This window comes from Candidatus Binatia bacterium (assembly GCA_036504975.1).
Lineage (GTDB): Bacteria > Desulfobacterota > Binatia > UBA9968 > UBA9968 > JAJPJQ01.
In genome coordinates this window covers 1-18,970 of the sequence record DASXUF010000067.1, presented here as the reverse complement: position 1 = coordinate 18,970, position 18,970 = coordinate 1, and the positions used below count along the sequence as shown (strand labels likewise).

Annotated in this window: 20 protein-coding genes; 5 read left to right on the top strand and 15 right to left on the bottom strand. The window is 59.8% G+C overall.

Going from position 1 to position 18,970, the window contains the following annotated elements; translation table 11 throughout:
• From VGL70_08300 to VGL70_08240, 13 genes are all read right to left on the bottom strand, one after another.
• The coding region (locus VGL70_08300) for a transposase (protein HEY3303520.1) at positions 1-216 on the bottom strand (216 nt) is incomplete at its 3' end.
• 84 nt (positions 217-300) lie between these two features.
• Positions 301-1,995, bottom strand: coding sequence for a GMC family oxidoreductase (locus VGL70_08295; GenBank protein ID HEY3303519.1), 1,695 nt, complete (start codon positions 1,993-1,995; stop codon positions 301-303).
• A gap of 205 nt (positions 1,996-2,200) precedes the next feature.
• Positions 2,201-3,979, bottom strand: coding sequence for a VWA domain-containing protein (locus VGL70_08290; protein ID HEY3303518.1), 1,779 nt, complete (start codon positions 3,977-3,979; stop codon positions 2,201-2,203).
• A 74-nt stretch (positions 3,980-4,053) separates the two neighbouring features.
• Positions 4,054-4,839, bottom strand: a complete 786-nt coding sequence (locus tag VGL70_08285) for a lytic transglycosylase domain-containing protein (protein ID HEY3303517.1) — start codon at positions 4,837-4,839, stop codon at positions 4,054-4,056.
• Between the two features lie 78 nt (positions 4,840-4,917).
• Positions 4,918-5,277, bottom strand: a complete 360-nt coding sequence (locus VGL70_08280) for a cupin domain-containing protein (protein ID HEY3303516.1) — start codon at positions 5,275-5,277, stop codon at positions 4,918-4,920.
• A gap of 43 nt (positions 5,278-5,320) precedes the next feature.
• Complete coding sequence (gene rimM, locus VGL70_08275; GenBank protein HEY3303515.1) at positions 5,321-5,821, bottom strand: ribosome maturation factor RimM; 501 nt, start codon at positions 5,819-5,821, stop codon at positions 5,321-5,323.
• Between the two features lie 35 nt (positions 5,822-5,856).
• Positions 5,857-6,093 (bottom strand): KH domain-containing protein, encoded by a 237-nt coding sequence (locus VGL70_08270; protein HEY3303514.1) that lies wholly within the window; start codon positions 6,091-6,093, stop codon positions 5,857-5,859.
• A 193-nt stretch (positions 6,094-6,286) separates the two neighbouring features.
• Positions 6,287-6,526: a 30S ribosomal protein S16 gene (gene rpsP / locus VGL70_08265; GenBank protein ID HEY3303513.1), complete on the bottom strand. Its 240-nt coding sequence runs from the start codon at positions 6,524-6,526 to the stop codon at positions 6,287-6,289.
• A gap of 15 nt (positions 6,527-6,541) precedes the next feature.
• A complete protein-coding gene (ffh, locus tag VGL70_08260; protein HEY3303512.1) occupies positions 6,542-7,882 on the bottom strand; it encodes a signal recognition particle protein in 1,341 nt (446 codons plus the stop codon).
• 140 nt (positions 7,883-8,022) lie between these two features.
• A complete protein-coding gene (gene groL / locus VGL70_08255) occupies positions 8,023-9,663 on the bottom strand; it encodes a chaperonin GroEL (GenBank protein ID HEY3303511.1) in 1,641 nt (546 codons plus the stop codon).
• 27 nt (positions 9,664-9,690) lie between these two features.
• Entirely contained in the window at positions 9,691-9,981 is a 291-nt protein-coding gene (gene groES, locus VGL70_08250) for a co-chaperone GroES (protein HEY3303510.1), read from the bottom strand.
• A 195-nt stretch (positions 9,982-10,176) separates the two neighbouring features.
• Positions 10,177-10,452 (bottom strand): DUF507 family protein, encoded by a 276-nt coding sequence (locus tag VGL70_08245; GenBank protein ID HEY3303509.1) that lies wholly within the window; start codon positions 10,450-10,452, stop codon positions 10,177-10,179.
• Positions 10,453-10,519: 67 nt separating this feature from the next.
• Positions 10,520-10,804: a DUF507 family protein gene (locus VGL70_08240; GenBank protein HEY3303508.1), complete on the bottom strand. Its 285-nt coding sequence runs from the start codon at positions 10,802-10,804 to the stop codon at positions 10,520-10,522.
• 282 nt (positions 10,805-11,086) lie between these two features.
• Between VGL70_08240 and VGL70_08235 the strand changes: the two genes are divergently transcribed.
• From VGL70_08235 to mpl, 3 genes are read left to right on the top strand one after another with little or no spacing between them, the layout of a single operon-like run.
• Entirely contained in the window at positions 11,087-12,016 is a 930-nt protein-coding gene (locus VGL70_08235; GenBank protein ID HEY3303507.1) for an LD-carboxypeptidase, read from the top strand.
• A 20-nt stretch (positions 12,017-12,036) separates the two neighbouring features.
• Positions 12,037-13,164, top strand: coding sequence for a serine hydrolase domain-containing protein (locus tag VGL70_08230; protein ID HEY3303506.1), 1,128 nt, complete (start codon positions 12,037-12,039; stop codon positions 13,162-13,164).
• A complete protein-coding gene (mpl, locus tag VGL70_08225; protein HEY3303505.1) occupies positions 13,161-14,588 on the top strand; it encodes a UDP-N-acetylmuramate:L-alanyl-gamma-D-glutamyl-meso-diaminopimelate ligase in 1,428 nt (475 codons plus the stop codon). The genes VGL70_08230 and mpl overlap by 4 nt, the downstream gene beginning before the upstream one ends.
• Before the next feature lie 23 nt (positions 14,589-14,611).
• Here mpl and VGL70_08220 read toward each other — a convergent pair whose 3' ends face one another.
• A complete protein-coding gene (locus tag VGL70_08220; protein HEY3303504.1) occupies positions 14,612-15,361 on the bottom strand; it encodes a class I SAM-dependent methyltransferase in 750 nt (249 codons plus the stop codon).
• A 103-nt stretch (positions 15,362-15,464) separates the two neighbouring features.
• Between VGL70_08220 and VGL70_08215 the strand changes: the two genes are divergently transcribed.
• Entirely contained in the window at positions 15,465-16,178 is a 714-nt protein-coding gene (locus VGL70_08215; protein HEY3303503.1) for a peroxiredoxin, read from the top strand.
• 173 nt (positions 16,179-16,351) lie between these two features.
• Positions 16,352-17,638: an MFS transporter gene (locus VGL70_08210; GenBank protein HEY3303502.1), complete on the top strand. Its 1,287-nt coding sequence runs from the start codon at positions 16,352-16,354 to the stop codon at positions 17,636-17,638.
• A 67-nt stretch (positions 17,639-17,705) separates the two neighbouring features.
• Here the strand turns inward: VGL70_08210 and VGL70_08205 are convergent, their stop codons facing one another.
• Entirely contained in the window at positions 17,706-18,659 is a 954-nt protein-coding gene (locus tag VGL70_08205; GenBank protein ID HEY3303501.1) for a peptidyl-alpha-hydroxyglycine alpha-amidating lyase family protein, read from the bottom strand.
• Positions 18,660-18,970: the final 311 nt, after the last annotated feature.

Below are 18,970 nucleotides of genomic sequence, written 5' to 3'. Positions count from 1 at the left end.
ATAGGCGTACAGGATGATCTTCAAAAGGATCGCTGGATCGTAGGCCGGCGCCCCGGTCTCGTCGTTACGGTAGCGCTGCTCGAAGAGCGTTAAGTCGACCTCGTTGTCGATCAGATAATTGAGCGTGTACTCGAACGTGCCGGGTAGGATCTGATGATGAAAGGAAAGCGGAATCAGCTTGGTCTGCTCATACGAGTAGTCTTTATATCGGGCCATCTCTCCTCCTTCCTTCAGGAATTTTACAACAGAGGAAAGAAGCAAGAAAGAAATTTCTCATGGTCCGGGGGTTTTTCTACAAGCTCAACGACTGAGGTCAGCCGAGCGGCCGGGCATGCCGCGACTTTGCCGGAGGTGCTCGGCCAGGCGCAGTGCCAGAGCCACGATGGTCAGCGTGGGGGGTGCGGTCCCTCCCGTCGGGAAGACCGAGCTGCCGGCGACGAACAGATTCGACACGCCGTGCACGCGACAGTTCGCGTCGACCACTCCCTGAGTGGGGTCGCCGTGCATACGGGTGGTTCCCATGTGATGCCAGAAGAAACCGTTCCGCCCGGCGCGGAGCATCAGCCGTATCTGCCTGGTGAGGCGCCGGCCGTTCAGCCCAAGCTCGGCCGCTGCGATCCTCAGAGATCTGGCGTGGCTTCGCCAGTCCTCATCCGCGAGCCTGAGGAGCAGCTCTGCACGCGGCTCACCGTGACGATCGCGTCCCGGCGATAACCGGATCCGATTCTCGGGATTGGGTGTCTGCTCGAGCTGCACCCTCAGCGAGTAGACCTCGCGCGGCTGCGGGTTCTTGCCTCGACGGCTCAGCTTTCTCAGCGCGTGTCTTGCCACCTCGCCGGGATCGCTGAGCGCGAGCCGGATGTCCGTGAACGGTTGCGTGAGTCGCGCCCGGCCGCGTAAACTTGCCATTACCCTTTGCGCCGAGCACACGCTCAGCGGCGCAGGCGTGGTGCTGGGAAACCACAGGCTCAGGCCTAGCAGGCGCTTTTTTCGCATCAGCTCCTCGGACAACATAATCTGACCCCAGACGGTAGCGCCTCCCACCGGTTGGCGGCCTCCGTAGAAATCGAGGTCTTCAACGGCGCCCCTCCAGCGGCCGAGCGGGATGTCGACGTACCAGTGCTCCATGAAGAAGCGGCCAACCAAATCGTGGGCGTTTGCCAGTCCATTCGGGTCCGCGTCGTTCGAGCAGAGGAGAAGCCGGGGGTTCTCGACGCCGCCGGCAGCTAGGACGAACACGTCGGCTTCGATGTGCGACCGGCGCCCGTCGGCCCCGACAGTCTCAACGATACGCACGTGGTCGCCACCGGCGTTTGTCTTCAGGCGCCGCGCGCTGGTGCCGAGCCAGACCCGGACGTTATCCGCTGTTTCGAGGCGCTCGCGATAGAGGTCGGCAAAACTCGGCACCGGGCAAGTGTGCAAAACTTTTGTGGTGAGCAGGGATGGATCGACGTCAAGGGGCGGATGGTTCAGGTGGGGGCGGCACGTATCGAGGTCGTAGCAGCGAAAATCGCTCAGGCCACACATGGCCTGGGCGCGCTCGTAATATTGCAGCAGATGATGTTTGCGGATGGGCCAGCCGCTGTTTCGGACCCAGTCGCGCGGCTCAAAGTCAGCTTCGTCCAGAGGACGGCAGTTTCCGGCCCAGTGATTTGTATTCCCGCCAAAATACCAAGTCCGCGATGGGTCGACGGAGAGATGCGGGTTCGAGTCAGGGACGACCTGATAGATTCCGTGTCCGTCGCTGTCGGCCATCAGCCCGCCGCTCTCGAGCAGTATGACCCGGAGTGGCGTGTCGACGAACTCCATCGCGAGCGAAATTCCTGCGGCACCAGCCCCAATTACGCAGAGGTCGGCCTGTGCAGTGCCGCCCTCGGGAACGTGTCGGGCATCTATGAACATCGTCGTTGTATCATTGACCCATATGAAACAGGCAGTCTGTTTGCGTCCGGCCCGCTCATCGGTCCGGGCGCCGGCGAGCTGGCTGGGCGCCATTCCATCCTGAATACTCCGCGGTTGGCCGGAGCGCGACTACGAGCCGAGGTGGCGCTGTAGTCCCGTTGGCGTGTCCGACGCGCGACCTATACGCCAAAATGTTGGACGCGGTCAACTCCGGTTTTGGGAAGCCGGTGTTTCAGGGGTGGGTCTAATGTTCTCGACGCGAGATGATTATTCCAGGCGAGAGTGATTTTCTCCCATGTCACCGCTGCGCCACGGCGCCGAGCGTCTCGGCCATGCGCACGAGGCGGACGAACTCGGCGCGGTAGCCTTCCGGGTCCGCGCCGCGCGCGGCGTTTGCCAGCGCGGCGATCCCGGCGTAGGTGAAGCTATCGACGGCGCTCTCGCCGCGGAGCCGCTGGGCGAAGGCGGCGACGGCGACGGCGAAGCGCTGCTCGGCGGGGGCTTGATCGAGCTTGAGCGCTGCGCCGGCGCGCACCGGCTGTTCGATGAGCCGGCTCGTCGCTTCGCGCGGCAGCTTGTAGCGCAGCTTGACGAAGGCGAGCTCGTCGCCGCGGCCGGGCGTGGACGGCGCGACTCGATCGCGTTCGGTCTGATAGCGGAGCGGATCGACCCGGCGCTGCTTGGCGCCGGCCGGCGTGATCTCATAGATGGCCGTGACCGTATGGCCCGCGCCGATGTCGCCGGCATCCACCTTATCGTCTTTGAAGTCCTCGCGCCGGAGCATCCGCGTTTCGTAGCCGATCAGCCGATATTCCGAGACTAGTGCCGGATTGAATTCGACCTGGATCTTCACGTCGTCGGCGATCGGAAATATGGTGGATGAGAGTTCTTCGCTCATCGCTTTGCGCGCCTCGAGGAGCGAATCGATGTGGGCCGCGTTGCCGTTGCCGGCCTGCGCCAGCCGCTGCATCAGCGCGTCGTTCAAGTTGCCGACGCCCACGCCGAAGATCGAGAGATAGATTCCCGTTTTGCGCTTTGCGACGATGAAGCGCTCGAGTTCTTTAGGATCGGTGATGCCGACGTTGAAGTCGCCATCGGTGGCGAGAATGACGCGGTTTACCGCCTGCTTGTCGAAATGTCGCTCGGCCAGCGCATAGGCGCGCTGCAAGCCTTCGCCTCCGGCGGTCGAGCCGCCGGCCCGCAGATTATCGATAACTTCGATAATCTTGTGCTTCTCGCGTCCCGCCATCGGCTCGAGCGCTGTCCGCGCCTCGCCGGCGTAAGTCACGATGGCGACCCGGTCGTCGTCGCGCAATTGCTGCGCGAACAGCCGAAAGCCTTGCTGCAGCAGCGGCAGCCGGTCGCCCGGCTGCATCGAGCCGGAGGTGTCGATCAACAGCACGACGTTGGCGCGCGGTCGGTCGGCGCGCGCGATGTCATAGCCGCGAATGGCGATATGGAGAAGCTGGTTGTCTTCGCTCCATGGGCTCGGCATCATCGTTGTGGTCACGTGGAACGGCTGTGTTCGGTCCTGAGGTGCCGGGTAGGAGTAAGGAAAATAATTGACCATTTCCTCGACCCGCACCGCCTCGCGCGGCGGCATTTGGCCGCCGGTGAGGCTGCGGCGGACAAATGCATAGGATGCGCTGTCCACGTCGACGCTAAATGTAGACACCGGATGCTCTGCGACGCTGAGCACGCCGGTCGGATCTTTCTCGGGGAAACGATCGACGCCCTGCGGGATAAACCGCGGATATGGATAATGAGGCGGCGGCCCATAAGGATAGGAATGAAGCGCCGCCGCGCCCGACCTGGAGGCTGGCAGTTCGCGCCGATTAAATTGCTCGGCCGTCGGCGTTGCCGGCGAGGACTGCGCGTCTTTGGTGGTTTCTGCCCGTCCGATCGGAGCGCTTTCCTTCAGTTCCGTCACAGGCGGCGAGCTTCCTTGTGACTGCGACGGGGCTTTCGCCGGCGGCACCGGCGCCTCCATCTTTTGCGTACAGGCGCCCGGAAAGAGCAGCGCCACCGTGAGAATGCCGATCAGCCGCTTGCCTGGGATATCGCAGTTGTGCCGCATGAGTATCGCCTCCTTTTGATACCCATTAGACAACCGGTTTTGAAATTAGTTCCCGAAAGGGCGGGTTGAGATTTTCAGGCCGTTTTCAGTCGAACGAAACGTTGCTTCATCAGCTCAATTTTATTCAGATAGCCGCGGAGGCTATGCGCGCCGCATTGCTCGCCCGCGGACGGCTGGAAGCCGCGCTTCGCAAAGGTCTCTCCTCGTTTCGCTCCGCACAGGTGAATCACGGCGGCCAGCCGTTGTTTTTGAGCAACACTGGCTTTTGTGATGCGCTGAGCCGCGAGTGTATTCTCCGCGCTCTGGTGGAGATATGCGGCGGTCATCTCGATCGCGTGGCTCGCGAGGGTTCGGGTGTAAAAAATGTTGAACCAGCAGGACCTGAAGTCATGCCACGGACCGTCGAGGACGACTTTATGATAGTGGATGCAATACTTCCGCGCTTCGGCGAACGTTCCGTCGGTGATTTGAAACATGCCGAGCGCGCTCGAAGCGGGCCGATAAATTTTAAATGGGTTCCACGACCACTTCCAGCGCCAGTAGGTGCGCGCGACGGGGTTGCCGTCGCCTTCGATTTGAGCCAGGGCGGCGAGGAACTCGGGCGAAATCGTGTCGGTGGAATGACTCTCGAAGAGCGCTCCGTAGCTTTGCCACGTGGCCTCAGGACTTTTTGAGGCGCCTACCGGCACCAAAAGCTCGCCGGGTTTGCGATAGACCTGATACGCCCAGTTGATCGCGAAGAATACGACGATGGCAATAATGGAGTAATAGACAACGGCGACTTTCCCGCGGAGCCGTCCGATCCATCTGGACCCCCGCCGAAAATATCGCAACGTGCCACTAGTGACCGTCGCCGCCATGGACTTAGTTTAGCGCGGATCACTGTCGGCGTGAAGTGTTCCTGCTACGCTGATCCGATCGTGGGCGGTTCTGCAAAACTACTTCGACTTCGCGTAGTCGATCATCCCTTGGAAATCGACGACGACCGCGGGCTCGTTGCCGACGACCCACGCGTCATGGCCGGAAGGAAGCAGTGAAACATCGCCCGCCCGGCATTCGAACTCCGCGCCGTCGTCCATCTTCACTTTCAGCCCGCCAGAAACATGATACTGGAAGTGAGGGGCTTCGCAGCTCTTGGTCTTGGCGAGAGGTTGAACTGATGTCGCCCAGCGCCAGCCGGGCTCGAAGACCGCGCGACCGATAGTCGCGCCGCCGATCTTGATGAGTTCTACCCGTCCTTTGGGAAACGTGCGCACCTCATCGGCTTTGCCGAAACTTTTAAGCTCGCTTTTTCCCATGATATTCCTCCTCAGATTCGATTTGATACAAATCTAACATGGCCTACAGCTCCAACAACCCTTCCGGCGGATTAATGACGATTTTACCGGAGGTGAAATCGATTTTCTCGACGATCTCTTTCGTCACCGGGATCAAATATTCTTTCGCCTCGCCTTCGACGACGTAAAGATCGCCGCCGGGCGTCGATGTGAGGCGGGTGATTCTGCCGATGCGGTTGCCCTGGGTGTCGAACACTTCGAGGCCGACGACTCGATAGTAATAATATTCGTCGCCGCTTAAAGCGGGAAGATTCGTCTCGGCGACGGAAACGATCGAGCCGATCCATTTTTCCGCCTCGTTGATTCCGTTCACGTCTTCGATGCGAACGAGCAGTTGCTTTTTGTGCGGCTTCGCTGCCTGCAATCGTTGAGGCGAGCGAATGCCGTTTTTCTCTAAGAAGATTTCTTGCGCAGAAAAAAGGGTGGGGCTGTTGGGATTGTACGGGTTGAGCTTCAGCCACCCTTCGATGCCGTGGGTGGCGACGATTTCACCGAGGGCGATCAAGCGCTCCGGCTCTTGGGAATTTGCGGCCGTGGGACTTATTTCTCTTCCACGATCTCCAGGACGACCCTGCGGTTCGACCTGGACGCCGCGGCGTTGAGAATCGTGCGGATCGATTTGGCGGTTCTGCCTTGCTTGCCGATGATGCGGCCGAGGTCCTCCTTGGCTACCTTCAGCTCCAGGACCGAAGCGGTGTCTCCTTGAGTCTCTTTCACTTCGACGGCCTCGGGATTGTTGACGAGAGATTTTGCCAGGAACTGGACTAATTCTTTCATAAGAACGGTTCCTCCCAAGCCTGATGAAAAACGCCCATCTACCATAGCCTGCCGAGGGCAGGCGTTACGACAGTTGTGCTCGACCTCCTCGCTCGACGTACCGAAAAGAGTACGCCTGCGCTCGTCGGCTTCTCGCACGCCTTGTAGCTGGGACGTTTTTGCTCTGGCTTCAACGAAGGCTTCATTTCGGTCTTTACGTTTGTACGGTCTTCTTCATCAGCTCCGAAACCGTCTGCGACGGCTTGGCGCCGCGCTTGATCCACGAGTCCATCTTTTCCCGGTCGATCTTGATGCCGCTGGCCGCTTTCGGATCGTACGTTCCGATCTGCTCGACGAACCTCCCGTCGCGCGGAAAACGGGAATCGCATACGACGATGCGATAATGCGGCTTCTTTTTTGTGCCGTGTCTGCTCAAACGTATCTTTACACTCATAATGTTATCCCTTTTTTAGTTGAATGGAATAGGCATCCGGTTGAAAGGTCCGCGCATGCCACCTTTGTTCATTCGCTGCATCATTTTTTTCATTTCCAAAAACTGCTTCATGAGGCGGTTGACGTCGGTGACGGTGGTTCCGCTTCCCTGAGCGATCCTCTTCCGCCGGCTGCCGTTCAGGATCGCCGGGTTGCGCCGCTCTTCCAGCGTCATGGAATTGATGATCGCGTCCACGCGCTTGAGCTCTTTTTCCGCCTGTCCGAAATCGACGTTCTGGCTCAGCTTGCGCGCGCCCGGCACCATGTCGAGCAGCTCGCCGATCGAGCCCATTTTTTTGATCTGTCTGAGCTGCGCCTGAAAATCTTCCAGCGAAAACTGATTCTTCTTGACTTGTTTCTGGAGGCGCTCGATCTCTTTCGCTTCGTAAACTTGTTGCGCCTTCTCGACCAGCGACAGCACGTCGCCCATGCCGAGGATCCGCGCCGCGAGCCGGTCGGGGAAAAACGCCTCCAGCGCCTCGGGCTTTTCGCCCACGCCGGAAAACAGGATCGGTTTTCCGACGATCTCGCGCATCGACAGAGCCGCGCCGCCGCGCGCGTCGCCGTCCATCTTGGTGAGGATGATGCCGGTTAGGTCGAGCTCGCGACTGAAGCCGTCCGCCTGGTTGACGGCGTCCTGTCCGGTCATGGCGTCGGCGACGAATATAATGTGCTGCGGCTGTATGTTCTGCTGAAGGACCTTTAGCTCCTGCATCAGCTCCTGATCGATGTGCAGCCGCCCGGCGGTGTCGATAATCATCGCGTCGCAGAACTGGCGCTTCGCCTGCTCCAGGGCTTCGCGGCAAATGGCCAATGCGGATTGGGACGGATCGGAATCGTGCACCGGCAGGTCGAGGCTCCGGCCGAGGGTTTTCAACTGCTCGATGGCGGCGGGACGGTAGATATCGGCGGGGACGAGATAAGGCTTGCGCTTTTTTTCGTTTTTCAAATGGAGTGCGAGCTTGGCTACCGTCGTGGTCTTGCCGGACCCTTGTAGACCGACGAGCATGATGATTTGAGGCGGGACGCCTTTCAGCTCAAGCTCGACGTGCTCACCGCCGAGCAGCGCGGTCAGCTCTTCGTGGACGATCTTGATGAATTGTTGCTCGGGGCTCAGGCTCGCGAGAACATCCTGCCCGAGAGCTTTGGTCTTGATCGCTTCGAGGAAGGATTTAACGACTTTGAAATGAACGTCGGCTTCGAGGAGTGCAAGGCGAACGTCGCGGAGCGCGTCATCGATATTATTTTCCCTGATCTTGCCCTGACCCCTAAGTTTTTTGAAGGTCAGCTCCAGCTTGTCGGTTAGGCTTTCGAACATTTCCAGGAAGTAGGCTAAGCTATTATCTTTTCAGGGGAAATCTTTCGCTTAAACCATAGAGCGGCTTGGGTATGTTGTCAAGGCGAGGGGTGAATCCCGGTCCGCCACAATACGTTGGCGGACCGGGAAATTCGGCTGGTTTACATCATGCCGCCCATGCCGCCCATGCCGCTGCCGGGAGGCATATGAGGCATGGCGGATTTATCTTCCGGTTTCTCCGCCACCATTGCTTCCGTGGTGAGCATGAGTCCGGCCACCGAGGCAGCGTTTTGCAGCGCCGTACGCACCACCTTGGTCGGGTCGATGATGCCGGCCTTCATCAGATCGGTGTACTCTTCGGTCGCCGCGTTGAATCCGAACGAGCCCTTGCCTTCTTTGACTTTTTGCAGCGCGATGGCGCCTTCGACGCCGGCGTTCATCGCGATCCTGCGCAGCGGCTCTTCGAGGACGCGGCGCAAAATATTGACGCCCCATTGCTCGTCTTCGGGCACTTTGAGCTTATCGAGAACGGACGAGGCTCTCAGCAGCGCGACTCCGCCGCCGGGAACGATTCCCTCTTCGACTGCGGCGCGGGTCGCGTGGAGCGCATCCTCGACGCGGGCCTTTTTCTCTTTCATCTCGACCTCAGTGGCCGCGCCGACGTTGATGACGGCGACGCCGCCGATGAGTTTTGCGAGCCGCTCCTGGAGCTTCTCGCGGTCATAATCGGACGTGGTCTCGTCGATCTGGGCGCGGATTTGCTTGATTCGCCCCTCGAGGTCGGCCTTCTTGCCGGCGCCGTCGATGATCGTGGTGTTGTCTTTATCCACGACGATTCTCTTGGCGCGGCCGAGGTCCTGAAGTGTGACATTCTCGAGCTTGATTCCCAGCTCCTCGGCGATGACCTTCCCGCCGGTGAGTATCCCGACATCCTCCAGCATGGACTTTCGGCGGTCGCCGAAGCCCGGGGCTTTCACCGCGCAACACTGCAATGTGCCGCGGATCTTGTTGACCACCAGAGTCGCCAACGATTCGCCTTCAATGTCTTCCGCAACGATGAGGAACGGCTTTCCGGTCTTGGCGATCTGCTCGAGGATCGGCAGGATCTCTTTCATCGAGCTGATCTTTTTCTCATTCAACAAGAGGTAGGGGTCCTGAAGCACGACGTCCATCCTCTCGGGATCCGTGACGAAGTACGGGGAGAGGTAGCCGCGGTCGAACTGCATGCCTTCGACAACTTCCAGCGTCGTCTCCAACCCCTTGGCCTCCTCGACCGTGATCACGCCTTCCTTGCCGACCTTGTTCATCGCTTCCGCGATGACGTCGCCGATGGTGGAGTCGTTGTTCGCGGCGATGGTCCCGACCTGCGCGATCTCTTTGGGGTCCTTGGTGGGCTTGGAGAGGTTCTTGAGCTCATCGACTACGGCTCCGACCGCTCTGTCGATGCCGCGCTTGAGCGACATCGGATCGTGCCCCGCCACGACCATCTTGACGCCTTCGGCGAAGACCGCGCGCGCGAGCACCGTCGCGGTCGTCGTGCCGTCGCCGGCCACGTCCGAGGTCTTGCTCGCGACCTCTTTGACCATCTGGGCGCCCATATTCTCGAACTTGTCTTCGAGCTCGATCTCTTTCGCGACCGTGACGCCGTCTTTGGTGACGGTCGGCGCGCCGAAAGACTTATCCAGCACGACGTTGCGCCCCTTCGGTCCCAGGGTTACCGTGACCGCGTCCGCGAGCAGATTCACTCCCTTGAGAATGGCCTCTCGCGCATCCTGGTTAAACTTAACGATCTTTGCTGCCATTGCTTGCCTCCTGATTATTCGGAATGGTTATTTTTCGATTACGCCGAGGATGTCTTCTTCGCGCATGATAAGGTGTTCTTCACCGTCCATATTGATCTCTGAGCCGGAATATTTTCCAAAGAGAATCCGGTCGTTGACCTTGACGTCGAGGGGGACGACTTTGCCGTCCTCGTTCAGCTTCCCTTTGCCGACCGCGACCACTTTACCCTCCTGGGGTTTTTCCTTCGCGGTGTCGGGGATAATGATGCCCCCTTTGGTCTTCTCTTCCTCTTCGATCCTCTTTACGATAACACGATCCTGTAAAGGCCTGATCTTCACTTGCCTCCTCCTTTCAGAAGCTCCTGAATTTGAAAAAACTAACCCTGTAACCGGCTGTTGAAACTAAGCAGCGGCCTATATTTAAGCACGAATCTTATACTGTCAAGAGACCGATGGCGCTCTGTGACGGGGCCAGCCTCTCTCCTATTGCATACGCTATTCCCAAAAGCAAGCGAGCCGCGCCTCATATCGGGGTCATTTCCGCTGCTTCCGCAGCTCCTCTTCGAGATATTTGCGGTAAAGCACGTCCCATTCTCGGCTGCCCGGTACGACGTAACGCGAGAGCGACTGGATTTTCTGCCGCACGACATCGTCGAGCCGATCCTCGCCGCCGAAGAACTCGTTGAGGATGCTCTTGGTCTCGGTCAGGGCGCGCCCCTCATTGGGAAAATCGGCCAGATCTTCCTTCCATATGCCGTCGATGATGAGGTGGGCGAGATGGGAGATGCGGTTTTCCGATAGCCGGCTCATGGTTCGATCTTCCTCACCATGACCCTGGAGCAAGGCCTGCCCTGAGTCCATCGAAGGGTCGAATGGGTCACAGGACAAACCCCTTCTTTTGCGCCAATTTCTGCTTGATGAGCAGGAACATTTTGTGTTGGTCCATTTCGCCTGCCTGCCTGACCTGGCCGGCGTGAGTGGAGAGCATCTCCCGCGCCTCCTCCTCGATAACCTCTTCCTCGTGAAAGTTTTCTACGATGATGTTTTTGATCTTGGCCCGGACGACGCTCTCCTGGGCTTTCAGGACGGCCAGGTCCTTGGCGCGGTAGCTCTTCAGAATCAGTTCCGCCAGTCGATCGGCTTGTTCCGGCTTTATTTTCATGTTGTGGAAAGATCTGTGGATAGTTTACCCAGACCCTGTGAGAACAGCCGGTAGAGAATACCGTGGGCCTCGATGATGTATTAATGTTGGGAAGCTTACATGTCAACCGCGGCGGGACTTCCGCGGGGACACCTCTTGGCTCGGTTTCTGCAAATATTGCTTGTGCTGAAAAGACTTTTTTGTCAATATGCGAAATCATTCGATCTCCGGCCGCGATGCCTGAAGGACCCGGACAAAAATTGTCCACAGGCCCTCGGATCGTTCCATATTTTGGCCGGAGTCATGCTGTGGAGAACCTGGGTAGAGGTGCAAAAACCGGCCCCGCTAAAAAGAGGAGATAAGATCGCCGTAGTGGCTACCGCGGGCGCGGTCCAGGACGAACAGCTCCGCGCCGGCGTTCAGGCGCTCGAGCGCGCCGGTTTTGCCGTCGAGCTCTCGGAAAATATTCTCGAACGCAACGGCTACCTCGCCGGAGACCAGGAGAAGCGCGCCAAGGCGCTGCAAGATTTTTTTACGCGCGGCGACATCGCCGCCATACTTTCCGCCCGCGGCGGCTTCGGCTCGGTCCAGTTGCTGCCTCTCTTAGATGCCGACGTCATCCGCCGTCACCCCAAAATTTTTGTCGGTTACAGCGACCTGAGTATCATGCTAAATTGGCTGCTCCAGCGCTGCGGCATGGTCGCCTTTCACGGCCCGATGGTGGCGATGGAGCTGGCCCGCGGCTTGACCGGACCGAACGCGGAGTTTTTTTGGGGAACGTTGCTGGGAAAGAAGCGGCAATGGAGCCTAGAGCTGGGAGAAACCATCCGGCCCGGGATCGCCGAGGCCGAGATGGCGGGCGGCTGCCTCTCCACCGTCATTACGACGGTCGGCACGCCCTACGAGGTCGAGACCCGCGGCAAGCTCTTGATGCTCGAAGACGTCGCCGAAAAACCCTATCGGATCGAGCGCATGCTCACGCACTTAAAAATGGCCGGAAAGCTCAAAGACCTTGCAGGTCTCGTCTTTGGGACCTTCACCCACTGCGACGGAGAAGGGGAGCGGGACGTGAGAAAAATCGTTCACGAGCTCTTCCGGGATGCGCCGTACCCGGTCGCGACGGGTCTCTCGGCGGGTCACGGCGACGAGAACCTGCTCATGCCTTTCGGCGTCAAGATGAGGCTCGACGCAAACGCGCGGGCGCTTAGCCTGCTCGAATCGCCCGTCCAATGAAGCCATCGGGATAAAGAGCGATGCTATTTCAGCCTGTCGAGGACGCCTTCAAGGAGGCGGTCGGTCAGGGCGTTTTCCCCGGCGCCGTAGTGGTCGTCGGCAAAGGCGCGGAGATTGTCTTCGAAGGTGCGTTCGGCTTTCGCTCGCTCGTCCCCGACAAGACGCCCATGCAGCCGGACACCATCTTCGATCTCGCCTCGCTCACCAAGCCGCTGGCGACGACTCCGGCCATCATGCTGCTCGTGCGCGAAAAAAAAGTCCGGCTCGACGACCGCGTGACCCGCTTTTTTCCCAACTTCGGCGTCTTGGGCAAGATGTACGTCACGTTCCGCCACCTGCTGGCGCATAGCTCGGGCTTGCCGGCCTGGAAAGCGTATTACGAAGACATCGCCAGAGACCAAAAGAAGGGCAAGGTCAATTTTGTCGCCAGCCGCGCGGCCAAGAACTACGTCTTCGAGCAAATTCACCGGGAAAAGGTGTTGGTGCCGCCGGGCACGCAGAGCCTTTACAGCGATCTCGGTTACATGCTCCTCGGCGAAGTCGTCGAGGAGGTCACCGGCTGGAGTCTCGACCGCTATTGCCAGGAGAAAATCTTCAAGCTCATGGGACTCCGCTCGACATCTTTCATCGACCTCACGCAGATCAGGGCGCGGCGGCTCCAACCGGTGCAGGAGGTGATCGCGCCGACGGAAGAGTGTCCGTGGCGCAAGCGCATCCTCTGCGGCGAGGTGCACGACGACAACGCCTACGCGATGGGCGGAGTGGCGGGACACGCGGGCCTTTTCTCCAATGCGCGCGACATCCATCGTTTTCTGATCCGGCTCCGGAAATGCCTCGCCGGCGACGATCCGCTGCTGCCGGCGCCGCTGGTGCAGGAGTTTCTCACGCGCGACGAGACCGTGAAGGGATCGACGTTCGCCCTCGGTTGGGACACGCCCTCGGCCGAGAACTCGTCCAGTGGGAGCTGCTTTTCTCCGAATTCCGTGGGCCATCTCGGCTTTACCGGCACGTCGATCTGGTGGGACCTGGCGAAGGATTGCCATGTCATTCTTCTCACCAACCGCGTGCATCCTTCGCGCAATAACGATAAGATCAAAGCGTTTCGCCCGCACATTCACGACCTGATCATGAAGGCCCTGCTGCAATGAGCGATCTACCCAAAGGCGGCCACGTCCATTTGATCGCGGTCTGCGGCGTCGGCATGGCGCCGCTCGCCGGCCTGTTGCTGTCCCAGGGCTATCGCGTTACCGGCTCGGATCAAAACGTCTATCCGCCGATGAGCACCTATCTCGCGGAGCTCGGGGTCCAAGCGCTCATGGGCTACGACGCGGAGCATCTTTATGATTCTCTTGGCGGCCGGCCGGACCTCGTCGTTGTCGGGAACGCCGTGTCGCGCAACAATCCCGAAGTCGTGGAGATGCTCAGGCTCGGCATCCCCTATATTTCTTTTCCCCAAGCTTTGGGAAGATTCCTGATCGGTTCGAAAAGATCCGTGGTGATCGCCGGGACGCACGGGAAGACCACGACATCGGCGCTGTTGGCCTGGGTGCTCGACCGGGCAGGGTACGAACCGAGCTTTTTCATCGGCGGCATGCCGCGGAACTTCGGCGGCGGCTTCAAGCAGGGGAGCGGTGAGTGGGTCGTATTGGAAGGAGACGAGTATGACAGCGCCTTCTTCGACAAAGGACCGAAGTTTTTGCACTATCGTCCGGAGAAGGTGATTCTCACGAGCGTGGAGTTCGATCACGCGGATATTTATCGCGACCTCGACCACATCAAAACGTCGTTTCGGCGGCTCATGGAGATCATCCCGCCCACGGGGAGTCTTCTGGCGTGCAACGAATATGAGACGGTAAAAGAAATTGCGGCGTCCGCGCATTGTCCGGTGACTTTCTACGGCGATAAAGTGCCCCAAGGCTGGCAGGCGCGGAACGTTCGCACCCTTGACGGCGCGAGTTGGTTCGAGCCCTTTAACGGAGGAAAATCAGAAGGCGAAGTGAGAGTTCCGCTGATCGGACGACACAACGTGAGCAACGCGCTCGCCGTCTATGCGACGGCGCGGGAGTTGGGGATCGCGCCCGAAGCGATCGGGGAGGGTATGGCGACTTTTGCCGGAGTCAAACGGAGGCAAGAGCTTAAAGGAGAGGTGGGCGGGATCACCGTCCTCGACGACTTCGCGCATCACCCGACGGCGATCAAGGAAACGATCGAGGGGGTAAGAAGCGCCTACGCCGGCCGGAGAATCTGGGCGATCTTCGAGCCCAGGAGCAACACGAGCCGGCGGCGGATCTTCGCGCGTGAATTTCCCGCGGCGCTGGGACTCGCCGACCGCGTCGTCATCGCGGGACTCTTCCAGCCGGAGAAGATCGCGCTGGAAGAGCGTCTTCACCCTGATGAGGTCGTCGAGGAAATCAACCGCGGGTCGGGCAACGGCAAAGCCGTCGTGATCGAGAAGGCCGACGACATCGCCCAGTACATAGGAAGGGAGGCCGTTCGCGGCGACGTGATTCTCGTCATGTCCAATGGCGGCTTCGACGGCGTGCAGGAAAAGATTTTGAGATTATTGAGGTAAACGGCGGCAATCGCCACCGGGAGTCATTTGCCGGCGATCAACAGTACGTTCCTGATCCCCAGATGGCTCCACAACGCCCTGATCTTCAGACGAAACATCGCCCGCTCGAGAAAAACCTTCAACTGCGCGTCGACCAGCGGCGGACGGGTCGCCAGCGTCGAGCGGAAATGCTGGAAGCCGGCCTGCCTTAACCGGGAGATCCACGCGGCGTAGGAGAGCATGCTGAAATGGCCGTCGCGGTCCTTGTGGTGCCCGAGTCCGTTGGGGCACCACATGATATATGTGCCTTGCGGTTTCAGCACCCGCCAAGCCTCCGTCAGGTGAACATGCACGTCTTCGGGATGAAGGTGTTCGACCACAGATGTGCTGATCGCCCAATCGAAGGTCTCGTCCGGGAAATCCAGGCGCACGGCGGACATTTGCCGGAATTCGATCGCCGCGGCGCGTGCCTGAGCCTGTGGCCACAGCGCGAGGCGCGCCCTCGCGGTTTCGATGGCTTTCTGAGAGATGTCGATGCCGACGATCTTTTCCGTGCAGCCGGCGAGGCGATATGTCAGATCGCCGAAGCCGCAGCCGATCTCGAGAATGTTCCTGTGCCCCTCGCCGATAATCCGGCAATAGACATCGATTCGCTGCCGTCTTCGGCGGGTGGGCAGCCAGCCGCCGCGCCGGAGCTTGCGCGCGTAGTGATCGTCATAGACCGCCTCGGTCACCGCTTTTCGCGCCAAAGGCTGGGACGCGATGATGTCTTGGTAAGAATGCTTTTTGTCCATCCGGCGGATCCGCTGGCTTCCGTGGTAAAATGGCGACACTAGCCTGGAACCTATAGCGCCGTCAACCGGAACGACGGCCTGGGCCACGGTCCGCCGGACCGGCGTGTCTGGCGCGCGACCGCGTCTCGCGGACGGCCGATATCGAAGTTTCGATTTGCCGCAGCGGCAAAAAGCGGTTATCTTCGAACGCGACTTGCCCGCCGCCCGGCCGGTGCCGAGCGGCGGCGGACGGCGGTCTCGTAAGTCCATGGCCAGAAGCGACAACATCTACGATGTCCCGAAGGATCTTCCCATTCCCGTCGATGACGGCGCGTGCGATCACCTTGAGGGAATGAGGCTTCCGTCGCTGCAGCTGAAATCGACCGCCGGTCGCATCGTGGACCTGACGACTCTCTCCGGCAGAACAATCCTCTACTGCTATCCCCGCACTGGCAGACCTGACGTGGACCCGCCGCAAGGATGGAACGAGATTCCCGGCGCGCGCGGCTGCACGCCGCAGTCATGCGCGTTCCGAGATCACTTCGAAGAACTCAAGACGCTCGACGCCGGAGTGTTCGGACTCAGCACCCAAACCACCGAGTATCAGCGCGAGGCGGTAGAGAGGCTCCATCTACCGTTCGAGCTGTTGAGCGACGCGAATCTTGCTTTCTCAACAGCGTTCCGCCTCCCGACGTTTGAAGTCGAATCGATAACGCTGATCAAGCGGCTGACCCTCATTATTCGAGACGGGCGCGTCGAAAAAGTTTTCTATCCCGTATTCCCACCGGACTCGAACGCGGCGGAAGTCGTCCGGTGGCTTTCGCGCCATCCGCGCTAGAGACCGTCAGGTTCATTGCGTTCATTGGGTTCGTTGCCTTCACGCGGGTGATCGCGTTATTTGAGTTGTTCAACTCAAGAACTCAAGAAACTCAAAAAACCTTCGAGGCGCTCGTTTGCATGCACGCCGCTTCTCCGATACTTACACGGTAACTTGCTGCATCCTCCGCCGCCATGAGCAACCCAGCGCCGCAACAACATCCTGCCGCGGAATCTGCCGTCCTTTCACCGCAGCGGGTGGCCTTCGCCGCGCTCAGGCATCGCGACTACCGGATGTATTTCATCACCACGATGCTCGCCATGATGGCCGACAACATCGAACACGTCATCAGCTACTGGGTGCTGTTCCAGACTTTTCATTCGCCGGTCCTGGCGGGGTTCGCGGTCATCGTGCACTGGACGCCGTTTCTTTTGTTCTCGGTTTATTTCGGAGCGCTGGCGGACCGCTTCGACTGCCGAAAAATTATTCAGGCCGCCGGACTCATGTACATGGGAGTATCGCTCATCTGGGCGGTGCTGTTTCTTACCGGCACGATTCAAATTTGGCATGCTTGCGTTCTTCTCGTTATCCACGGAATGGCGGGCGTTCTGTGGAGTCCCGGCGGCCAGCTCATCATCCACGACATCGTCGGCCCGGAACATCTCCAGAGCGCGATCCGGCTGAACGCGACGGGACGGCAGCTCGGCGTTTTGTTGGGACCCGCGGTCGGCGGCGGGTTGATGCTGCTTTTGGGACCGCCGCAGGGACTGTTTGCCAATGCCGCGCTCTACCTGCCGCTGGTGATATGGCTGCTGTTTGTGCCGTACACGGGACACAGAGAGAGGAAAGCGCCGGCAAGGCGATCCAGCCTTAGCTTTCGCGACGCGCTCGAGGTGATGCGCGAGGCTTCGCAAAACCGGACGATTCTCTCCATGGTGTTGCTCGCCGGCACGACTTCGCTTCTGGTGGGCAACGCCTTCCAAGCGCAGATGCCGGAGTTCGCGCACGACCTCGGCACCGACGAGCAAGGTGTCGCCTACAGCGCGCTGCTCGCCGCCAACGCGGGCGGCGCGGTGCTCGGCGGTCTTTTACTCGAGGGCCGCGGTCTGCTGAGAGCGAGCGCGCGCAACGCAACTCTGTGCGCCATCCTCTGGTGCCTGCTGATCGCGGGCTTCGCCGCGGCGAACAGTTATCCGCTCGCTTTGGCATTGCTTTTTTTCGCAGGCGTCTTGAATCTGGCTTATCTCTCGATGGCACAGACTCTCGTGCAGCTCATGGCGCCGGCCAACCTGCGCGGGCGGCTGATAGGTCTGTTCAACATGTCAAGCATGGGGCTCCGCGCGTTCAGCGGCCTCACCGTCGGCGTGCTCGGCGGCCTGATCGGCGTTCATTGGTCGCTGGCTCTCAGCGCGACGGCCTTGCTCGCGGTCACGATCGCGCTGCTTGCGTTCGCGCTTCCGGGCCGCGGCGATTACCGCTGAGACGCCGAGCGCCAAGTCTCCGGCCTGGTGTTGCCCGAATACCAACGGCTTGAACGGCTTAAACGACTTAACCGCGTTTGATCAATTTCTGAAGACTGCGCATCTCGCGCGGCGGTTTCAGATGCTGCCCCGCGATCGTCCACGACACCTCGCCGACGTAAATATCGCCGCGCGAATCAAGCGCGAGTCCGTGCGGCGCGATGAACTGTCCCGGCGCTTCGCCCGGACGGATATCGCCGAGGCGCGCGAGCAGCTTGCCGTCGTGCGAGAGGATGCTGAGCCTGGGTCCCAGATTCGGGCACTCTTTGTTGACGGACATGCTGGGACCCAGCTCGCCGATATAACAGAGGGGGTTTGCTTCTTGACCCATATAGAGCGCGCACGGCCGGTGCATGTTGTGCCATTGAGTCTCGAACTTGCCGTTGCCGTCGAAGACCTGCACGCGATGGTTTTCGCGGTCGGCGACGTAGAGATAACCGTCTTTGTCGGCGCAGATGTTGTGCGCGATATTGAACTGGCCGGGATCGGTGCCCGGCTCGCCCCAGGAGAAAAGCAACTTTCCGTCGGGAGAGTATTTGTGGACTCTCGAGTTGCCGTAGCCGTCGGAGACGTAGATCTCGTTCTTCGGCGACAGCGCGACGTGCGTGCAGCGGTTGAACGGCTCGCCGCTTTGATAGGGCGCGGGCTTGCCGGAGACGCCCAAGGTCAGGAGAACTTTTCCGTCGAGCGTGCACTTGCGCACGGTATGGTCGCCGTCGTCGGTGAGATAGATCGTGTCGTCCGAAAATCCCATGGTCACGCCGTGCGCGCGCTTGAAGAGGCCTTCGCCCCACGAGCGGAGAAAATTGCCGTCGCGATCGAAGACGATGACGGGATGCTCGCCGCGCGTGAAGACGTAAACCCGATCGTTTTTATCCACGCCGACCGCCGCGACTTCATGATAAGTCCATCCGTCAGGTAATTTGCCCCAGCCTGCGGCGACCTCGTAGGTGAACTTGCCGGCTCCAATGACAACGCTCATGGTCGGTTCCTTTCAGTTATTGGGACTTCAGGCTTCCGTCTGAAGCAAGAAGCAAGGCGCGGAGATCGCACCGCCGAGGCGCGGAGGGCGCATCCTTCGACTAAGCTCAGGATGCGCGGCTATGAAGGAATTCCGCTCGTGGTGAGCTTGTCGAACCATGCGAACTCTGCGTCTCTTATGAAAATGAATTCACGCCGCCATCGGCAATTTCTCCAACGTGACTTGGTAACCGAGTCTTTGCAGCCGGTTGAGGCAGCGTTTTGTTACTGCCTGACGGTCACGTTCATCAAAGTAGTTAACACCGAGGTCGG

Coding starts and splice junctions, on each gene's coding strand:
- VGL70_08235 (HEY3303507.1), top strand. CDS start 11,087: ATGCTGTGGAGAACCTGGGTAGAGGTGCAAAAACCGGCCCCGCTAAAA.
- groL (HEY3303511.1), bottom strand. CDS start 9,663: ATGGCAGCAAAGATCGTTAAGTTTAACCAGGATGCGCGAGAGGCCATT.
- VGL70_08240 (HEY3303508.1), bottom strand. CDS start 10,804: ATGAAAATAAAGCCGGAACAAGCCGATCGACTGGCGGAACTGATTCTG.
- VGL70_08295 (HEY3303519.1), bottom strand. CDS start 1,995: ATGGCGCCCAGCCAGCTCGCCGGCGCCCGGACCGATGAGCGGGCCGGA.
- VGL70_08230 (HEY3303506.1), top strand. CDS start 12,037: ATGCTATTTCAGCCTGTCGAGGACGCCTTCAAGGAGGCGGTCGGTCAG.
- VGL70_08270 (HEY3303514.1), bottom strand. CDS start 6,093: ATGAAAGAATTAGTCCAGTTCCTGGCAAAATCTCTCGTCAACAATCCC.
- VGL70_08245 (HEY3303509.1), bottom strand. CDS start 10,452: ATGAGCCGGCTATCGGAAAACCGCATCTCCCATCTCGCCCACCTCATC.
- rpsP (HEY3303513.1), bottom strand. CDS start 6,526: ATGAGTGTAAAGATACGTTTGAGCAGACACGGCACAAAAAAGAAGCCG.
- VGL70_08280 (HEY3303516.1), bottom strand. CDS start 5,277: ATGGGAAAAAGCGAGCTTAAAAGTTTCGGCAAAGCCGATGAGGTGCGC.
- mpl (HEY3303505.1), top strand. CDS start 13,161: ATGAGCGATCTACCCAAAGGCGGCCACGTCCATTTGATCGCGGTCTGC.
- VGL70_08220 (HEY3303504.1), bottom strand. CDS start 15,361: ATGGACAAAAAGCATTCTTACCAAGACATCATCGCGTCCCAGCCTTTG.
- VGL70_08210 (HEY3303502.1), top strand. CDS start 16,352: ATGAGCAACCCAGCGCCGCAACAACATCCTGCCGCGGAATCTGCCGTC.
- VGL70_08290 (HEY3303518.1), bottom strand. CDS start 3,979: ATGCGGCACAACTGCGATATCCCAGGCAAGCGGCTGATCGGCATTCTC.
- VGL70_08285 (HEY3303517.1), bottom strand. CDS start 4,839: ATGGCGGCGACGGTCACTAGTGGCACGTTGCGATATTTTCGGCGGGGG.
- VGL70_08205 (HEY3303501.1), bottom strand. CDS start 18,659: ATGAGCGTTGTCATTGGAGCCGGCAAGTTCACCTACGAGGTCGCCGCA.
- ffh (HEY3303512.1), bottom strand. CDS start 7,882: ATGTTCGAAAGCCTAACCGACAAGCTGGAGCTGACCTTCAAAAAACTT.